Origin of the sequence: Paenibacillus sp. XY044 (genome assembly GCF_002257645.1) — a bacterium.
Lineage (GTDB): Bacteria > Bacillota > Bacilli > Paenibacillales > Paenibacillaceae > Paenibacillus_AQ.
In genome coordinates this window covers 352,619-369,674 of record NZ_NQMO01000008.1, presented here as the reverse complement: position 1 = coordinate 369,674, position 17,056 = coordinate 352,619, and the positions used below count along the sequence as shown (strand labels likewise).

Annotated in this window: 18 protein-coding genes; 5 read left to right on the top strand and 13 right to left on the bottom strand. The window is 52.8% G+C overall.

The window, feature by feature from the left end; all coding sequences use genetic code 11:
* Together CJP46_RS37665 and CJP46_RS28175 are read left to right on the top strand one after the other, a co-directional pair.
* The coding region (locus CJP46_RS37665) for an IS3 family transposase (protein ID WP_373558048.1) at positions 1 to 141 on the top strand (141 nt) is incomplete at its 5' end.
* Positions 105 to 731, top strand: a complete 627-nt coding sequence (locus CJP46_RS28175; protein WP_256992562.1) for an IS3 family transposase — start codon at positions 105 to 107, stop codon at positions 729 to 731. The genes CJP46_RS37665 and CJP46_RS28175, both read left to right, overlap by 37 nt.
* Positions 732 to 912: 181 nt before the next feature.
* Here the strand turns inward: CJP46_RS28175 and CJP46_RS28170 are convergent, their stop codons facing one another.
* The 5 genes from CJP46_RS28170 to CJP46_RS28150 all read right to left on the bottom strand — a co-directional run bounded on the left by CJP46_RS28170 (position 913) and on the right by CJP46_RS28150 (position 5,237).
* Positions 913 to 2,166 carry an aspartate kinase gene (locus tag CJP46_RS28170; protein ID WP_094598932.1) on the bottom strand — a complete coding sequence of 418 codons (1,254 nt, stop codon included), beginning with the start codon at positions 2,164 to 2,166 and terminating at the stop codon, positions 913 to 915.
* Between the two features lie 310 nt (positions 2,167 to 2,476).
* A complete protein-coding gene (efp, locus tag CJP46_RS28165; protein ID WP_094598931.1) occupies positions 2,477 to 3,034 on the bottom strand; it encodes an elongation factor P in 558 nt (185 codons plus the stop codon).
* 39 nt (positions 3,035 to 3,073) lie between these two features.
* Positions 3,074 to 4,150 carry a M24 family metallopeptidase gene (locus CJP46_RS28160; RefSeq protein WP_094598930.1) on the bottom strand — a complete coding sequence of 359 codons (1,077 nt, stop codon included), beginning with the start codon at positions 4,148 to 4,150 and terminating at the stop codon, positions 3,074 to 3,076.
* 49 nt (positions 4,151 to 4,199) lie between these two features.
* The gene (gene aroQ / locus CJP46_RS28155; RefSeq protein ID WP_094598929.1) at positions 4,200 to 4,646 is read right to left on the bottom strand and encodes a type II 3-dehydroquinate dehydratase; all 447 of its coding nucleotides are present in this window, start codon (positions 4,644 to 4,646) and stop codon (positions 4,200 to 4,202) included.
* An 81-nt stretch (positions 4,647 to 4,727) separates the two neighbouring features.
* Positions 4,728 to 5,237 carry a YqhR family membrane protein gene (locus tag CJP46_RS28150; protein WP_094598928.1) on the bottom strand — a complete coding sequence of 170 codons (510 nt, stop codon included), beginning with the start codon at positions 5,235 to 5,237 and terminating at the stop codon, positions 4,728 to 4,730.
* A 130-nt stretch (positions 5,238 to 5,367) separates the two neighbouring features.
* On the opposite strand from CJP46_RS28150, the gene CJP46_RS28145 reads away from it, so the two are divergent.
* Both CJP46_RS28145 and CJP46_RS28140 read left to right on the top strand, forming a co-directional pair.
* The gene (locus CJP46_RS28145; RefSeq protein WP_094598927.1) at positions 5,368 to 6,363 is read left to right on the top strand and encodes a DUF1385 domain-containing protein; all 996 of its coding nucleotides are present in this window, start codon (positions 5,368 to 5,370) and stop codon (positions 6,361 to 6,363) included.
* 6 nt (positions 6,364 to 6,369) lie between these two features.
* Complete coding sequence (locus CJP46_RS28140; protein WP_094598926.1) at positions 6,370 to 6,690, top strand: hypothetical protein; 321 nt, start codon at positions 6,370 to 6,372, stop codon at positions 6,688 to 6,690.
* Between the two features lie 75 nt (positions 6,691 to 6,765).
* On the opposite strand, the gene CJP46_RS28135 is transcribed toward CJP46_RS28140, so the two are convergent.
* The 3 genes from CJP46_RS28135 to mntR form a co-directional block, all read right to left on the bottom strand.
* The gene (locus tag CJP46_RS28135; RefSeq protein ID WP_094598925.1) at positions 6,766 to 7,686 is read right to left on the bottom strand and encodes a patatin-like phospholipase family protein; all 921 of its coding nucleotides are present in this window, start codon (positions 7,684 to 7,686) and stop codon (positions 6,766 to 6,768) included.
* 80 nt (positions 7,687 to 7,766) lie between these two features.
* The gene (locus CJP46_RS28130; protein WP_094598924.1) at positions 7,767 to 9,350 is read right to left on the bottom strand and encodes a family 10 glycosylhydrolase; all 1,584 of its coding nucleotides are present in this window, start codon (positions 9,348 to 9,350) and stop codon (positions 7,767 to 7,769) included.
* Positions 9,351 to 9,610: 260 nt separating this feature from the next.
* Positions 9,611 to 10,036, bottom strand: a complete 426-nt coding sequence (gene mntR / locus CJP46_RS28125) for a transcriptional regulator MntR (protein ID WP_094598923.1) — start codon at positions 10,034 to 10,036, stop codon at positions 9,611 to 9,613.
* A 204-nt stretch (positions 10,037 to 10,240) separates the two neighbouring features.
* Here mntR and splB point away from each other — a divergent pair, with 204 nt between their 5' ends.
* Positions 10,241 to 11,311, top strand: coding sequence for a spore photoproduct lyase (gene splB / locus CJP46_RS28120; RefSeq protein ID WP_094598922.1), 1,071 nt, complete (start codon positions 10,241 to 10,243; stop codon positions 11,309 to 11,311).
* On the opposite strand, the gene CJP46_RS28115 is transcribed toward splB, so the two are convergent.
* The 5 genes from CJP46_RS28115 to metG all read right to left on the bottom strand — a co-directional run bounded on the left by CJP46_RS28115 (position 11,308) and on the right by metG (position 16,872).
* Positions 11,308 to 12,021, bottom strand: a complete 714-nt coding sequence (locus CJP46_RS28115) for a cytochrome c biogenesis CcdA family protein (RefSeq protein WP_094598921.1) — start codon at positions 12,019 to 12,021, stop codon at positions 11,308 to 11,310. The genes splB and CJP46_RS28115 overlap by 4 nt on opposite strands.
* A gap of 14 nt (positions 12,022 to 12,035) precedes the next feature.
* Positions 12,036 to 12,839 (bottom strand): metal ABC transporter permease, encoded by an 804-nt coding sequence (locus CJP46_RS28110; protein ID WP_094598969.1) that lies wholly within the window; start codon positions 12,837 to 12,839, stop codon positions 12,036 to 12,038.
* Positions 12,840 to 12,893: 54 nt separating this feature from the next.
* Complete coding sequence (locus CJP46_RS28105; protein ID WP_483874443.1) at positions 12,894 to 13,601, bottom strand: metal ABC transporter ATP-binding protein; 708 nt, start codon at positions 13,599 to 13,601, stop codon at positions 12,894 to 12,896.
* A 75-nt stretch (positions 13,602 to 13,676) separates the two neighbouring features.
* On the bottom strand, positions 13,677 to 14,636 hold the full coding sequence (locus CJP46_RS28100) for a metal ABC transporter substrate-binding protein (protein ID WP_094598968.1): 960 nt from the start codon (positions 14,634 to 14,636) through the stop codon (positions 13,677 to 13,679).
* Positions 14,637 to 14,889: 253 nt separating this feature from the next.
* Positions 14,890 to 16,872 carry a methionine--tRNA ligase gene (metG, locus tag CJP46_RS28095; RefSeq protein WP_094598919.1) on the bottom strand — a complete coding sequence of 661 codons (1,983 nt, stop codon included), beginning with the start codon at positions 16,870 to 16,872 and terminating at the stop codon, positions 14,890 to 14,892.
* Between the last annotated feature and the right edge of the window lie 184 nt (positions 16,873 to 17,056).

Here is a 17,056-nt window from a genome sequence, read left to right as displayed (position 1 = left end):
CGGCAACAGGAGAATGAACAGCTCAAGACTAAAATCATGGCCTGCTGGAAACAAAGCCGTGGCATCTACGGTTACTTACGCATCGTTGTGTACCTTCGGAAAAAATACAGAATTCACGTCACAAGCGCGTGTATCGACTGATGAAGGAGCTCGGCATACGTTCGGTGATTCGCAAGAGGAAACCGTATTTCGGCAAGAAGGAAGCTTACGTCATCTCAGAAAACATACTAAATCGCGAGTTTCATGCGGCACGGCCGTTAGAGAAATGGGTAACAGATATTACGTATCTCCCCTTTGGTCAAAGCTTTCTATATCTCTCAACCATTTATGATCTATATAACAACGAGGTGATCGCCTACAAGATCAGTCCCCGTAATGACATTCGCCTGGTACTTGATACCGTAAAGAAAGCCATTCGAAAGCGAAAAACAGGTGGAATACTTTTGCATAGTGATCGCGGTTTCCAGTACACATCCAAACCGTATCACCGGCTTCTAAAGCGCCATGGTATTAAGGTGAGCATGTCGCGCAAGGGTAATTGTCATGATAATGCATGTATGGAAATCTTTTTCAGCCATTTCAAGAGCGAATCCTTGCGACTACACCACTACACTGACCGAAAGCAACTCGTAGATGAAGTTCATCGTTATATTCGATTTTATAACCACTACCGATTCCAGAAAAAATTAAACAACCTTAGCCCGGTTGAGTACCGAACTAAGGTTGCCTAGGTCCTTTTTATAACTGTCTATTTGACGGGGGTAACTCCATCTATGGGAACGGCTTTTTTAAGATTATAGAATTTATAATTTTTCAGCGGGACCGCACTATTCAATCATCGCAAGAAAAACTTCCGCTAAAAAGCGCTCTGGCTTCTTTGAAGTACGTCGATAGCCGTTTTTCCAGCGTAACCTAGCGGCGCTCTTGTGGTCCTCCCACGAACACCTGTGCATCAGTATCGAGGTTGTAAGCGGTATGAAGCGCTCTGACCACCTGCTCGAGATTGCCGCCTTCGATCACGCACGACGTTTTAATCTCGGACGTGCTGACCATTTTGATGCTTACGCCCTGCTTCGAAATGACATCAAACATTTCGGCGGCGACGCCCGGATGGCTGATCATGCCCGCACCTACGATCGATACCTTGACCAGATTGTCTTCTGAGGTTACTTCACGGTATGGAAGCGTGGATCTCAGATCCTTGATGACCTGAAGCGCCTGGCCGCTTTCCGATAGAGAGGTGGTAAAGGAAAAGTCCGCCTTGCCGTCCTGAACGCCGCTCTGCACGATGATGTCCACGTTGACTCCGGCGCCGGCGAGCGCTCCGAACACGGTGGCAAGAACGCCGGGAACGTCTTCCACTCCCAAAATACTGATTCTGGCCACATTTTTATCATAAGCGATGCCGCTGACCACTACTCCCTGCTCCATGCTTGTTTCCTCCTTCACAACCGTGCCTTCATTATAGTTAAAACTGGATCTGACCACGAGCTTCACTTGATGATGCTTCGCGTACTCCACCGCGCGCGGATGAAGCACCGCCGCTCCCAGATTCGCCAGCTCCAGCATTTCATCATACGATATTTCTTTCAGCTTCCGGGCGCATTTGACGATTCGCGGATCCGTCGAATAAATGCCGTCCACGTCGGTATAAATCTCGCACACGTCAGCGTTAATAGCCGCAGCCAGCGCAACGGCCGTCGTATCGGATCCGCCGCGGCCGAACGTCGTGATTTCCCCTTCTTCGGTCATGCCTTGGAATCCGGCCACGATCACGATGTTACCTTGCTGCAGGGCTCCCTGCACCCGTTCCGGAACGATGTCCATGATTCTCGCTTTGCCGTGTACCGGCTCTGTCCGGAATCCCGCCTGCCAACCTGTCAGCGAAACGGCGCTGCGGCCGAGCTGGTGAATGGCCATCGACAGAAGCGACATGGAAATCTGCTCCCCGGTGGTCATCAGCATATCCATCTCGCGTGCAGGCGGATTCGGATTGAGCAGCATCGCCTGATCGATCAAATCATCCGTCGTATCCCCCATCGCGGAAACGACTACCACACATTGATGTCCTTCGTCTTGCTTCTCGACGATACGCCGGGCCACGCGTTGCATGCGCTCGATATCTCCGACGGAACTGCCTCCGAATTTCATGACGTACAGTGACAACTTCGATTCACTCCCCACTCATTGTACAACTGGGCATTATGCAATCATTTCCATGCCGGTAAAACCGCCCGATCCTATTTCTATATGCGATCAGCACCTTTTTCGCCAATAGACTGGCCATAGAGAAAAAAGCAGGATTTCATGTTGCAAAATGCTGACAACTGTCTAATTTTACGCTTTAAACTAGTATAATACGAAAGTACGCCCGATTGTTAATGTTTTTTCATGGCATTATACAAAAATCCTCCTTTCGGAAGGAAAGGAGGATCCGCATAGCCCTGACGGGCGTTAAGCGATTCTATCGCCGGCTTTACGCGCGGGAGATATATTTGCCTTCACGGGTGTCGATCAGCAGCACGTCGTCTTCATTGATGAACAAAGGCACCTGAACGTTCAGGCCGGTTTCCAGCTTCGCGTTCTTCGTCGCCCCCGTAGCCGTGTTTCCTTTAATGCCCGGCTCGGTTTCCACAACCTTCAGCTCGACGCTTGTCGGCAGGTTGATTCCGAGAATCTCGCCCTGGTAGCTAACGATGTTCACGTTCATGTTCTCTTTAAGGAAGTTCAGTTCCCACTCCAGCTGATTGCTGTCCAGCGAGAACTGATCGTAGGTTTCGTTGTCCATGAACGTATGCTCTTGACCACTTGCATACAGATAAGAAACGCCGCGGTTTTCGATAATGGCACGGCCGATCGTTTCACCTGCACGGAATGTGCGCTCAACGGTGTTGCCGTTACGGAGGTTTTTCAGCTTCGAACGTACGAAAGCTGCCCCTTTACCCGGTTTAACATGCTGAAAATCGAGAACGGTAAAGATGTCGCCATCGACTTCCACCGTTAGACCTGTTTTAAAATCGTTAACTGAAATCACTGAAATGCCCTCCTAAAGGTTAAGTATATATTGCATTTATCACGCCGGTAATACGATGAAATCTTTTGACGAATGCGTCAAGATCACAATTCCCGTCTCCGTGATCACAATATCGTCTTCAATACGCACGCCGCCGAGGCCCGGAAGGTAAATTCCCGGTTCCACAGTCACGACCATGCCCGGCTTCAGCACATCATCGCTAAGCTTGGACAGGCGAGGCATTTCATGGACCTCCATACCGAGACCGTGCCCCGTGCTGTGGCCGAATTTGTCGCCGTAGCCGTATTTCGTAATGATATCGCGGGCAAGCGCGTCTGCTTCGCGTCCGGTCATCCCCGGCTTGATGTTCTGAAGTGTGTGGAGCTGGGCTTCCAGCACAATGTCATAAATTTCCTTAAGCTTCGGATCCGGATCCCCGATCGCGATCGTCCGCGTCAAATCGGAGCAGTACCCGTCAAGCAATGCGCCGAAGTCGAACGTGATGAGCTCGTTTCCGGCAATCACCCGTTCGCTGGCAACGCCGTGCGGCATGGCGGAACGTTCTCCGGAAGCGACGATCGTATCGAAGGAGGATGAAGTGGCACCGTGGCGGCGCATATAAAACTCCATTTCCAGATCGACCTCCCGCTCCGTCATTCCCGTCTTGATAAACCCGAGAATATGCTTGAACGTGTCGTCGGCCAGGTCCGCCGCTCTCTGCATGACCTTCAGCTCTTCATCATCCTTGAAGATACGCAGCTTCTCCACGAGGCCGGAAACCGGCACCAGCTGGATCGGCTTAAGCTGCTCCGCGTAAGCGGTGTATCCGGAAAAAGATACGTCATCCTGCTCGAAGCCAAGCTTGCCGATGTTTGCGGAAGTGAGCAGTTCTTTTACCGTATCCGCTACCTTCGGCCCGTGCTCGACGATCGTAAATCCTTTCGCCTGCTGCGGTGCCTGGGTCATGTACCGAAAATCGGTCAACAGATACGCATCATGCAAAGTGATGAGGACATACCCCGATGAACCGGTAAATCCCGTTAAATACCGGCGGTTAATGGAACTGGTTACAAACATGGCTTCCACGTTGGATTGCTGCATCGCTTCACGCAGCTTGTTCACTCGATTGATGCTCATCGTTACACTCCTCTCTCATGTACAGCTTTCCCCGGGGAAAGAGGCAGCGCTACTGTCCCTGGCTTTCCAAATGGCGCAGTAGTGCCATCATGCCGAGTTCATAGCTGACAGCGCCGAATCCGGCAATTTGACCTACGGCTTCGGGAGCAATCACGGAAGTATGGCGGAAGGTCTCCCTTGCGTGAATGTTCGACAAATGGACTTCCACCGTCGGAATTTTAACGGAACTGATGGCGTCCCGGACGGCATAGCTGTAATGAGTCAGCGCGCCCGGATTCAGAACGATGCCGTCGGCATGACCCAACGCGGCATGGATCCTGTCAATGATATCTCCCTCATGGTTGGACTGATAAAATGTGACGGACACGCCCAGGGCTTCCGCTTTCTCAAGCAGGCCTTCTTCAATCGACGCAAGACTTTGAGAGCCGTAAACGCCTGGCTCCCGGAGTCCGAGCAGATTCAGGTTCGGTCCGTTGATCACCCAAATGGTTCTCAAAATGGTATTCCCACCCTTTGTCGTCAAATAACCATCTGCTATTTTAACATAGGGGATGTCTTCTTGAGAAGTTTTTTTGCTCTAGTGCGCCTTAGCTCTCCCAGGTTCGCGTTTACGCTCATCCGTAAATTCGAAGGCCACCGTATATCCGATGAACAGTCCCCACAGCAGGTACAAGCAAAATTCGCAGAAGATCGTATTCCACGTCAGATGGTTGAGACGGTTCATCATCCCGAGCGCCGGACCCGCCACAAACAGAACCGCCCACCAGCAAATGCCGTACACGATGCCCGGCCATGGCCCGGGGATCTTCCGGAACAGCAGCGTATAAATTACCGCCGCGGCCATGGAAAACGCAATAAAAAAGAGCCAGCCGAGCAGATCTCCAGCCCCGCTTGTCAGAAAAGAATGCTTGAAGAAAGGTTCGGCCAGAAAGGCCGGGATGACGATCGTGAAATGCATCCAGTGGAAAGCCCAATGGACCGCCCCCCAGAACAGACCGGCAAAAAAGCCGAGCTCGAGCGAGAAGCTCAGCGGATTGGTACGGCCTGTATTCGTATGCTGCCGAATCGCAGCTCCTTGTGAACTCATCTTTGAATATCACCCTTTTTGTTTTTCTTAGTATGTTCATTTGCGGCCGGGCCTAATCCAACTAGAAATCGCACGGGAAATTCGTTACAATAAAGGCATCACAACTAATTATTCGGGGAAGGTGAATGGTTTGTCGGAGCAATCCAAAACGGTCAGTTACGGTGGCCAAGCCGTCATTGAAGGCGTTATGTTTGGCGGTAAGCACGTCAATGTCACCGCTGTGCGGCGGAAGAATCAGGAGATTACATTTTTGGAGGTGCCGCGCGAGGATAAGCCTTGGGTCGGCAAATTGCGCAAAATCCCTTTCCTTCGCGGTATTGTCAGTATTATAGATGCAAGCGCCAAAGGCACGAAGCACTTGAATTATTCGGCGGAATCCTATGCGGATGACGAAGTGGAGCCGGAGGAGCGCGCCAAGCAGAAACAGAAGGAAGAATCCGGCTGGAGCCTAGGGATGATTATCGGCGTTGCCGCGGTCGGTGTGCTGTCTTTCCTGGTAGGCAAGCTGGTGTTGACGCTGGTGCCTGTATTTTTGGAGAATTTCATTTTCGGCAAGATGTTTGACAACTATATCCTGCATAACCTTATAGAAGGCGGCATTAAATTGCTGCTGCTGCTCGTTTACCTATGGGGCATTTCACAGACCCCGGTCATCAAGCGGTTGTTCCAGTATCATGGAGCGGAGCATAAGGTGATCAGCACCTATGAAGCGGGTGAAGAGCTGACGGTCGCCAATGTGCAGAAGCACACCCGTCTGCATTACCGCTGCGGCAGCAGTTTCATGATGCTGACGATTGTGCTGGGCGTACTGATTTATTCGCTCGTTCCGTGGGATAATATGACGCAGCGGGTTCTGCAGCGGATCATCCTGCTGCCGGTCGTCATCGCCATTTCGTTTGAATTTCTGAAAATGACCAACGCGCTGCGCGACGTACCGGTGCTGCGGTATCTCGGTTACCCGGGCCTGTGGCTTCAGTTGTTGACCACGAAGGAACCTAAGGATGACCAGGTTGAGGTGTCCATCGCCTCCTTCAACCGCATGCTTGAGCTTGACGCCCAAGTGGAGAAGGCTCCCGGGGCGGAACAACCTTTGAGAAACGGAGTCTTGGATCCCCTGAAAGGATGAGATGACATGAAAAGGCAGGCTGTAATTTTCTGGATTGCCATTGTACTAGCAGCCATCGGACTGCTCGGCAACATTCTGTTTGGCGGTGCAGGATCGCTTTTGAATTTGCTTGTGCCCTTGATCGTGTTCGGTGTGGTTTTCCTGCTGTACAAATTCCCGCCTGCCCGTTACAACAAGCGGCCCAAGGTTAAGCCGTCCCAGCGGACGATGGAGAAGTACAATGCGTCGAAGCGCGGTCAGTCGTCAGGTAAGCGCAAAAATTACCCTTTCCAGGTGATTGAAGGCTCAAAGGGTAAGAACGACGATCAACAACCGAAATACCACTAAGACCCATTAAAAACAAGGCATTCGCCGCTCCTTTCCGATGGAGTACCGGCGAATGCCTTTTGTTTTATCCCTATGTTACGGTTTCCAGCCCGCAAAAAATTTGTTCCCTGCCTGCATCCCGGACTCGTACAGCTGCTGGCTCTCATCCGGCGTAATGTGGAACTGCGTCGTTCCGACACCGAGGGTCGGAATTTTGATCGTCCGGAAACGGTTCTCCTGCTCGATATACCGCTCATCATGAGCGGACAGCATCGTTTCGAACATTGCCTGCAGCATGCTGATCGGCCCGCGGATCATATGAGGCTTGTTCGTCGTCCGGCCAACCATTTGAAATCCAATCGTCGGAACCGGCTTCTGCCCGGCCCCTTCACCGGCATCGTCAAAAAGCCACAGCGGGAAATTGCTGAGCAGCCCCCCGTCCACGATATAGACAAACTGGTCGACAAATGACTTTCCCCTGGCGGCCTCCCCGGTCATTCTCAGCATGACCGGGTCAAAAAAGTACGGAATGCTCGTACTCATCCGGATGGCCTTGGAGACCGCAAACCTGGACGGATTGGCGCCCAGCTTGCCCAGGTCCTCCGGAAGCACGAGAATGCGTCCGTTCGTAATATCCGAGGCGATGATCATCAGCTTGCCTTGAGGAATATCCGCAAACGTCTTGACCCTTTTGGCCGCTAAAATATTGTGAATCCATACTTCAAGCGCCTCCCCGGAATAAAGTCCTTTCTTGAGCAGCAGGCGTGCGGCGGGTCCGATGACTTTCGTATTGAATATGGGTGCACGATGAAGAAATGATTCAAAGGGGGTCAGCTTTACAATTTCGCTCATTTCGTCCGCCGAAAAGCCCGCCGCCAGCAGTGCCGCCACAATGGAACCGGACGAGGTACCCGCCACCCGGTTGAACACAACGCCGGCTTGTTCCGCCGCCTTGACGGCCCCTGCCAGCGATATTCCCTTCACTCCGCCGCCCTCGAACACCGCATTGACGATCATAATAAAACCCCCGTCCTCTCAATATCCCACAGTAAGATATGAGCACGGGGGTTCATTCATGACAATATGCTATGAATTTATTATTGCTGGTAATAAGCGGTCAGCGCCTGAACGATGCCAAGCGGATTTTTGAGCAAATCTTTGGCGCTGTAGAAGATGCTGCCTTTAACTGCATCGTATTTGGTATTGTATTGAAGCTGGTTGATAATCTCCTGCGCCGACTGCCATCCGGCTTCGGCGGTACCCAGCTTATACGGAGAATGGCCGATATACAAGTCAACCCCGGTGCCCTGCACTTCCTGTGCCCACCAGTCGACGAGCTTGTCATATTGGGCGCTCTTGAAAGACATGCTCCAATAAATTTGCGGCGCCACGTAATCGATCCAGTGCCGCTTCACCCAGGTTCTCACATCCGCGGACATGGAGTCGTACGCCGTAACGCCCGCTTTGGTATCGGAGCCCGTCGGATCGGTGGACTGGTTGCGCCACACGCCGAACGGGCTAATGCCAAACTGGACGGCAGGCTTGGACGCGTGAATCGACTGACCCAGCTGCTGCACGAACTGGTTAATATTATCGCGGCGCCAATCCGCTTTGCTCAAACCTTGCGAATTATAAGCTTTGAATGCCGCATCATCGTTGAATGTTCCGCTTGACGGATAGAAATAATCATCCAGATGGACGCCGTCGATATCGTACTTGCTCACAACTTCCATCACGACGTCGATGATATGCTGTCTCGCTTCCGGCAAGCCCGGGTTAATGATCAGCTGGTTATTAACGGATACGACCCAGTCGGGATGCTGAACCGCCACATGATTGGCCGCCAGCTTGCTCGTGGTAGTGTCCAGATTGGCCCGGAACGGGTTGAACCAGGCGTGGAACTGCATCCCCCGCTTGTGGGTTTCCTCAATCATATACTGAAGCGGATCATATCCCGGATCCTTGCCTTGCGTGCCGGTCAGGACCTTGGACCATGGAACCAGATTCGACGGGTACAGCGCATCCCCGGCCGTCCGAACCTGAACGAACACCGCGTTCAGCCCCATGGCCTGCAGCTTGTCGAGAAGAGCGGAATATTCCTGCTTCTGCTGCTCGACTTTACCGTAGGAGGACGTTGTCGGCCAATCCAGGTTGTACACCGTCGAGATCCAGGCTCCCCGGAGCTGGCCGGAGCTGCTTCCCCCGCTTTCACCAGGCGGCTCGGTAGGTATGTAAGCACTAGATGTTAAGGTAATCGTTCTTGTCACCTGATCCCAGTCTACCTGCAGACCAAGCTGTTCACCGACAAAACGGAGCGGAACCAGCACGCGGCCGCCCCGAAGCTGAACGGAGGCATCGAGCGCGACGGAGGAACCATCCACCATAGCCGTCTTTTTGCCGCTGGTCAACTTAATTGTATGGCCTCCTCCTGAAATATCGGCGATTTTCGCGCTTTGGTTCCATGCGACGTATGCCCCCAGGCCTTCGCTGATCACGCGGATCGGAACCATCGTCACGTCCACTTTAGGCATGATGTACGGAGGAATATCGCTGACCAGCTGTTTTCCGTCCAGGACCATCGTGATGTTGTTCGCAGCCTTCGCCTGCTGCCCCGTAAACGGAATCAGCAGCACCAACAGCAGCGATGCCACGATCCACCTATGAAACTTCCGAAACGCCATTCTACTAATCCTCCACTAATGATAGATTTGCGGGTAAAAAAATCGGTCATTTGCGCTCTACCTAGAGATCACTTACCGGCATCATACAACCTTGAAATCATGATCTGCTGAATAAAGCGCAAACGACCGATCGGGCAGAAAAGCTATAGCCGCTGCTATGTGTGCAATCCGGTTACGCTAATCTTTGCTGGAATTCACCGGATTGCGTGCTGGGAATGAAAGAGGCACCTGTCGTTTGAGGGTGCGGACAGATGCCTTGTTTACGAATCGCTGACCAATTCATTATGAATGTTCCGCAGTTCCTCCAGACGCTGTCCATCCCGGCGGAAATACTCCACCAGCGTCTCGATACGCGTTATGGAATCCCAGCTTAAGTGATGCTCAATGCCTTCGACATCCGCATAAATATTTTCCTGCTGAACCCCGATCATCGTCAGGAATTCTTCCAGAAGCTGATGCCGGTCAACCAGGCGTTTGCCCATTTTCTTACCTTTGCTAGTTAGAACAAGGCCGCGATATTTTTCATAAATCAAATACTCGTCCTTATCCAATTTCTGGATCATTTTGGTAACGGATGAGGGATGAACCTCCAAGCCTTCGGCGATGTCCGAAACACGCGCGTATCCTTTCTCGTCAATCAGTTTATAGATACGCTCCAAATAATCCTCCATGCTGGGCGTTGGCATTATATTCCCTCTTTTCTTTAATAAACATCAATCATCTGGCCCGATTACCTGCTCTTGTAATGATACATGTTCTCAACTGGACTTGGCAAGTCCTGCCGCCTGCTGCGTCCCTCCCAACCTGCTCAGTTATTGCCACGGGTGGCTTTTGCCCCCCGCACACATACTAAAATGAAACCTCATAAATCCCTGGAGAGGAGTCTTTTTATGGGTACTGGCGTAAAAGAAAAGCCTAGGCGGACGCTGCGGCCGACAAAGCCGTTTATCCCCGATCTCGTTTATTTTGAACCGGATGCGTTGAACTATCCCAAAGGCCAGCACATTATGGAATGGGTAAAATCCAAAGACATCCCTTACCGCATGACCAGCTCTCATAACCGCATCACCAATTTACCCGGCGAAACCGATCAGGAAAAATACAGGAACGCCAAGCGAACCCTCGTCGTCGGGGTGCGGAAAACGCTGGAGTTCGACCAGTCCAAGCCTTCAGCCGAATACGCCATCCCGATCTCAACCGGATGCATGGGGCACTGCCACTACTGCTATCTGCAAACGACACTCGGTGCCAAGCCCTATGTCCGTGTCTATGTCAACACGCCCGATATTATTGGCGCCGCCAAGCGATATATCGAGGAACGCGCACCTGAGATCACCCGGTTTGAAGCGGCATGTACATCCGATCCGGTAGGCCTGGAGCATATTACGGGCTCCCTGGCGGAACTGATTACTTTTATGGCGAACGAAGAGTTCGGCAGACTCCGGTTCGTCACCAAGTATCATCATGTCGATCCGCTGCTTTCGCTTAAACACAACGGCCATACCCGCATCCGGTTCAGCATCAATTCAGACTACGTCATCCGCAATTTCGAGCCGTCCACTTCCCATTTCGAGGAACGGATCGAGGCGGCCGGAAAGGTCGCCAGGGCCGGCTATCCGCTTGGTTTCATCATCGCCCCGATCATTTGGCATGACGGCTGGCAGGACGGCTATGCCGAGCTTCTGGAGCGTCTGGCGGCCACGCTGCCGGCCGATGCGGCGAAGGATTTGACGTTCGAAATGATTCAGCACCGCTTCACGAAAACCGCCAAAAACATCATTGAGCAGCGCTATCCCAAAACCAAGCTGGAGATGGATATCGCCAAGCGCAAGCAAAAATGGGGCCGCTGGGGACAATTCAAATACGTTTACCCCGACGAACAGCAAAACGCCCTGCGCGAATATATCACAGAGCGGATTTTCGAGCATTTTCCGGAAGCTTCCATCGACTACTTCACCTAAAATTTAAGCCATTCGGGCGTGATGGCCTGCAGCCAAATCGTAATTTTGGTCATTTGGTTCGTGAACAGCAAAATGCCCATAAACAGCATGAGCGCCCCGCCGATCTTCATCATGAGCCCCGAGTACTTTACGATCCACTTCGTGGACCCGATGAAGAAAGCCAGTACAAAAAAAGGAATGGCAAATCCAACAGTATAAGCAGTAATGAGCGGAAACCATGCGCCGGGTTCGGACGCCGCCAAAGCGATGATCGCCGCCAGAATCGGGCCGACGCAAGGAGACCATCCTGCGGAAAAGCCGATCCCGAAAATAAAAGAACCTATGTATCCGGCGGGCTTGAACTTCAGATCCATCTTAAATTCGCGCATCAAAAAGCGCGGCTGAAAGATACCGATCAGAAACAGCCCCATCAAAATGATTAACAGCGCCGACAACTGCCGGATCAGATCCCGGTTGTCGTTAAAGAAGCTGCCGAACAAGCCGGCTCCGACTCCCAGCGTGTAGAAGACGGCGGAAAAACCTAAAATAAAGGCCAGCGTATGACTCATCGTCCGGTAACGGACTTCTTTTTTGTTCTGTTCTGTCTTCAGCGTCTGTACCGACATCCCGGTAATATACGAAATGTAGGACGGATACAGCGGCAAACAGCACGGAGAAATAAAGGAAGCCAGTCCGGCGAAGAAGGCGATCCAAATATTCAAGTTTGACAAAGGACAAGTACCTCCTACGTTGATAATCCCTTCTTGCCCGCCATCGTCAAAATTAGCAGTGCAATCAGCAGCAGCACGATGGTTGCTCCCGGAGCCAGGTTCCAAACGCCAGCGATCACGAGTCCCCCCACAACGGCAATCTCCGAAATGACCACCGACAGGATGACGGAAGTTTTGAAGCTTCTGGCGATCAGCAGGCTGATGGCGACCGGAATGGTCAGCAGTGCCGATACGAGCAGGGCGCCGACGATTTTGATGGCCGTGCTGATGACGAGCGCCGTCAGGACGGTGATCAGCATGTTCATCATGCGCACAGGCAGACCGCTCACGCTCGCGGCATCTTCTTCAAAGCTGAGCAGGAAAAACTCTTTGAAAAAGAGCGAAATGACGACCACGACGACCAGCGTCACGGCGCCCACCACGTATAGATCCTGGGTATCCAGCGTATAAATGCTGCCGAACAAATAGCTCATCACATCTGTATTGTAACCCATCCCGAGTGTGAAAAACAAAGAAGCCAGCGCAACGCCGCCGGACATAATGATCGCAATCGACAGCTCGGCATAGCTTTTATACGCTTTTCTGAGCTTTTCTATCGCAAAGGAAGCCAGGACCGCAAATACTAGCCCCGCTCCTAGGGGGTACAGCTCAATCAGAAAGCCGAGCGCCACACCGGCGATCGTGACATGCGCGAGCGTGTCGCCGATCATGGACAGACGCCGCAGCACGAGGAAAATACCGATCAGCGGCGCGGTGATCCCGATGAGCAGACCGCCGGCAAGCGCCCTTTGAAAAAAATCACTGAGGATAATTTCTATAGCCAACAATAACGACTCCTTCGGATGCTTTTAATAGTTTGAACTAGTGTGCTTTTATGACAACGAATGCTGCAGGTCCTGAACCTCGCAGTCCTGAATTTCATGGGAATGTCTGACGAAAAAATCAATTTTGCCGTTCTTCTGCTTCGGCTTCTCGCCCAAATACCCCTCGATCATGTCCATATCGTGCGACACCATAAGCAGCGTCATATGATGATGCCGGTGCATGTGGGTAATCAGTTCGAAAAATCCGGCCTGGGTCTCCGCGTCAATGCCGACCGTAGGCTCGTCCAGAATAAGCAGATCGGGATGGTTGATCAAGGCCCGCGCCAGGAAAGCGCGCTGCTGCTGACCGCCTGACAGCTCGCCGATCCGTTTGCCGGCGATATCCTGGATCCGCATCACTTCAAGCGCATCGTCGCACTGCTGCTGCATCCGTCTATTAACCCGGCGGAACAGGTTCTTGTTATTGTACAGGCCGGAAAGGACCACCTCGCGAACGGTAGCCGGAAACAGCGGGTTAAACGAATTTTTCTGCGGGACATAGCCGACCCGTTCCCAGTCCTTGAACCTGCGGATCGGCTGGCCGAACAACCGGATGCTGCCCTGGCCGCTGGGCAGGAGGCCAACGATCATCCGCAGCAGCGTCGTCTTGCCCGCCCCGTTGGAGCCGATAATGCCGACAAAATCGCGCTCCTTCACGGTAAAGTTCAGATCAGAAATTACCTTTTGGTCCCTGTATGAAAATGAGATATTCTCCATCTCGATAATCGGTTGATGACAATCGTCAATCATCGGCGTAAACATGCGAAATCCGCCTTTCTGTAGTTGCTTCATTTATTGTAATGCGAGTACGAGATGATGCAAATTTTTGTCCATCAAGGTAAAATAGTCGTCGCCCCGCTCCTGCTCCTCCTTCGTCAGACCTTCCAGGGGGTTCAGGACGGACACGGTCGCTCCGGTTTCGGACGCCAGCGTTTTGGCCAGCCGGTCGGAGACCAGCTCTTCGAAAAAGATATATTTGATTCCTTCCGACTTTACCAGGTTCGACAGCTCCACCAAATCGCGGGCCCGGGGCTCGGCATCCGGAGACAAGCCCATGATGGGATGCTGCTCCAAGCCGTAATCGCGGCACAGGTAGCCGAAAGCCTGATGGGATACGACGATTTTATGGTGCGGAACCTGTGACAGCTCCGTCTCGAACTTGCGGTCGAGCTCCTGCAGCTTCCGGCTGAGCTCCGCGTACCGCGCTTCGTAAGCCTGCGCATGCTGCGGGTCGGCCTCCACATAGCTGTTCTTGATGTTCTCGGCCATAATGATGGCCGATTTCGGGCTGACCCAGGTGTGGGGGTCGATATGATGCTTGTGCCCGGTCCCCATCCCCTCGCCTTCAAGATCATGCCCGCCGTCTTCCTCGCCTTCGATCAGCTGGATACCCTGGCTGACCTCAACGGCCTTCACCTTGGAGTCCCGGTTCAGCCCCTTCAGAAAATTCGGCACCCAGCCTTCGAGCCCGGCACCGTTATATAAAAACAATTGCGACTTGGACGTGTTAACGATATCCTGGCTCCGCGGCGTCCAATCATGCGGTTCGACGCCGGCCGGCAGCAAATTGATGACGTTGGCGTCCTCGCCGCCGATTTCCTTGGCAAATTCATAAATCGGATAAAACGTCGTAATGACATTCATTTTGTCCGGATCCAGCTGTGCGTTCCCTGAATTATCGCAGCCGGCAAATACCAGCATGGCCAGCAGAAGGAACGAAGGCGCCAGAATCCGCTTGATCACATTTCTCATATTCACAGATGAACTCTCCCACTAATCGTAACTTTTACTAATAAGATTATGAATGGGCTTTTTTTATTTGTCAACCTTGGCGGCAAAATCTCGAGGCCAAGTGATTGCTATCTACTGTTGCTCTGATTCTGAAAAATGGCGGGTCACTCATGAGAATCATATGCTGGACAACAAAAGACGGAAGCCCTCTGCTTACGGGATTCCGCCTTCTGAATGATAATGCTTGCCTATCGACGCTCTATATTTCGCGTTCCTACTTCACGACCGCTCCGTTCGGCATGCTGTCCGGCACCGTCGCCAGCGTCAGCTGCTCGCCATGGGATGCCGCCAGAATCATGCCCTGCGACAACTCGCCGCGCAGCTTCACCGGCTTCAGGTTGGTGACGCAGATGACCTTGCGGCCGACCAGCTCTTCCGGCGTATAGAACTTCGCGATGCCCGACACGACCTGCCGCTGCTCGAAGCCAAGATCCAGCTGCAGCTTGAGCAGCTTGTCGGCTTTCTTGACAGGCTCACAGGCGATAACCTGAGCCACGCGCAGTTCGACCTTGGCAAAATCCTCAATGCCGATTTCTTCCTTCAGCTCAGGCGCTTCCTGCGGCGCAGCCGTTTCGGCCGCTTTGCCCGTTTCTGCTTCCTTCGCAGGAGCTTCGGATCCGGTCATCGCCTGCTTGATGTAGGCTATCTCTTCTTCCGCATCCAGGCGCGGGAAGATCGGGTTGCCCTTCACCAGCTGCGTTCCTTCCGGAATCAAGCCGAACGTTTTGCCGCTGTCCCACTCGGTCAGCTCACCCTGCTGGATGCCCAGCTGCTCCCAAATCTTCATCGGAGCTTGGGTCAGGAACGGCTGCAGCAGAATCGAACCGATCCGCAGGCTTTCCACGAGGTGGGTCATGACGGACGCCAGCTCTTCGCGTTTGGACTCGTCTTTTGCCAGCGCCCATGGCTGCGTCTCGTCGATATACTTGTTGCTGCGGCTGATAAACTGGCCGATGGCCGTCAGCGCGACGGAGAACTCCATATTTTCCATGGCTTCTTCGACTTTCTCGTAAACGTCCTTTGCCGCTTCCTCCAGCGCTGCGTCAAACGCGGTCACGCCGGAGCGGTACGCCGGAACCCGGCCCTCGAAATATTTATCCACCATCGCTACGGTACGGTTCAGAAGGTTGCCAAGATCATTGGCCAAATCGGAATTGACGCGCTCCACGAAACTCTCCGGCGTAAACGTTCCGTCCGCGCCGAACGGTACTTCGCGCAGCAGATAATAGCGGAGGGCGTCCAGACCGTAACGGTCGATGAGCGTAACCGGGTCCACGACGTTGCCCTTCGATTTGGACATCTTGCCGTCCTTCATCAGCAGCCAGCCATGCGCAAACACTTTCTTCGGCAGCGGCAGGTCAAGCGCCATCAGGATGATCGGCCAATAAATCGTATGGAAACGGACGATTTCCTTACTCATGAGATGAACGTCAGCCGGCCAGTATTTGTCGAATAGGCTCGTATCTTCCGAGCCGTAGCCCAGCGCGGTGATGTAGTTCAGAAGCGCGTCGATCCAGACGTAAATAACGTGCTTCGGATCGCTCTTCACCTTGACGCCCCATTCGTAGGTCGTGCGGGACACCGCCAGGTCTTCCAATCCCGGCTTGATAAAGTTGTTGATCATTTCGTTCTTGCGGGACACCGGCTGAATAAAATCCGGATGATCCTCATAGTACTGGAGAAGCCGGTCCACATATTTGCTCATCCGGAAGAAATAGCTTTCTTCCTTCACGCGTTCCACCGGCCGCCCGCAATCCGGACAGTTGCCGTTCACCAGCTGCCGTTCCAGGAAAAACGACTCGTCCGGCGTACAGTACCAACCTTCGTACTCGCCCTTGTAGATATCGCCCTGCGCCAGCAGGCGTTCAAACACTTCCTGGACAACCTTCGTATGACGCGGTTCCGTCGTGCGGATAAAGTCGTCGTTGGAGATGTCGAGCTTCTTCCACAGCTCCTTGATCCCTGCCACGATGTCGTCGACGAACTGCTGCGGCGTTTTGCCCGCTTCAGCGGCTTTGCGTTCGATCTTTTGACCGTGCTCGTCGGTTCCCGTCAAATAACGCACATCGTATCCGCGCAGCTTCTTATAACGGACCATCGCATCGCCGGCCACGGTCGTGTATGCATGACCGATGTGCAGCTTGTCGCTGGGATAATAGATCGGCGTCGTCAAATAAAATGTTTTCTTGTCAGCCATTGTTCATCTTCCTTTCCAAAATCGGCGTTTCTGTATCTTCTGTGCGAACACAAAATAACCCCACGAAGTGGGGCTTTTGCTGTGATACCCTATTCAGGTACTTTGCGGGGGCCCCGAGGATACAAAAAAACTCCCGCCCCTTTATGGGACGAGAGATTCCTCACGTGTTACCACCCAAATTCCC

Coding starts and splice junctions, on each gene's coding strand:
- CJP46_RS28160 (WP_094598930.1), bottom strand. CDS start 4,150: ATGAGCATCAATCGAGTGAACAAGCTGCGTGAAGCGATGCAGCAATCC.
- CJP46_RS28150 (WP_094598928.1), bottom strand. CDS start 5,237: ATGAGTTCACAAGGAGCTGCGATTCGGCAGCATACGAATACAGGCCGT.
- CJP46_RS28140 (WP_094598926.1), top strand. CDS start 6,370: ATGAAAAGGCAGGCTGTAATTTTCTGGATTGCCATTGTACTAGCAGCC.
- CJP46_RS28135 (WP_094598925.1), bottom strand. CDS start 7,686: ATGATCGTCAATGCGGTGTTCGAGGGCGGCGGAGTGAAGGGAATATCG.
- CJP46_RS28130 (WP_094598924.1), bottom strand. CDS start 9,350: ATGGCGTTTCGGAAGTTTCATAGGTGGATCGTGGCATCGCTGCTGTTG.
- mntR (WP_094598923.1), bottom strand. CDS start 10,036: ATGCCAACGCCCAGCATGGAGGATTATTTGGAGCGTATCTATAAACTG.
- splB (WP_094598922.1), top strand. CDS start 10,241: ATGGGTACTGGCGTAAAAGAAAAGCCTAGGCGGACGCTGCGGCCGACA.
- CJP46_RS28105 (WP_483874443.1), bottom strand. CDS start 13,601: ATGGAGAATATCTCATTTTCATACAGGGACCAAAAGGTAATTTCTGAT.
- CJP46_RS28100 (WP_094598968.1), bottom strand. CDS start 14,636: ATGAGAAATGTGATCAAGCGGATTCTGGCGCCTTCGTTCCTTCTGCTG.
- metG (WP_094598919.1), bottom strand. CDS start 16,872: ATGGCTGACAAGAAAACATTTTATTTGACGACGCCGATCTATTATCCC.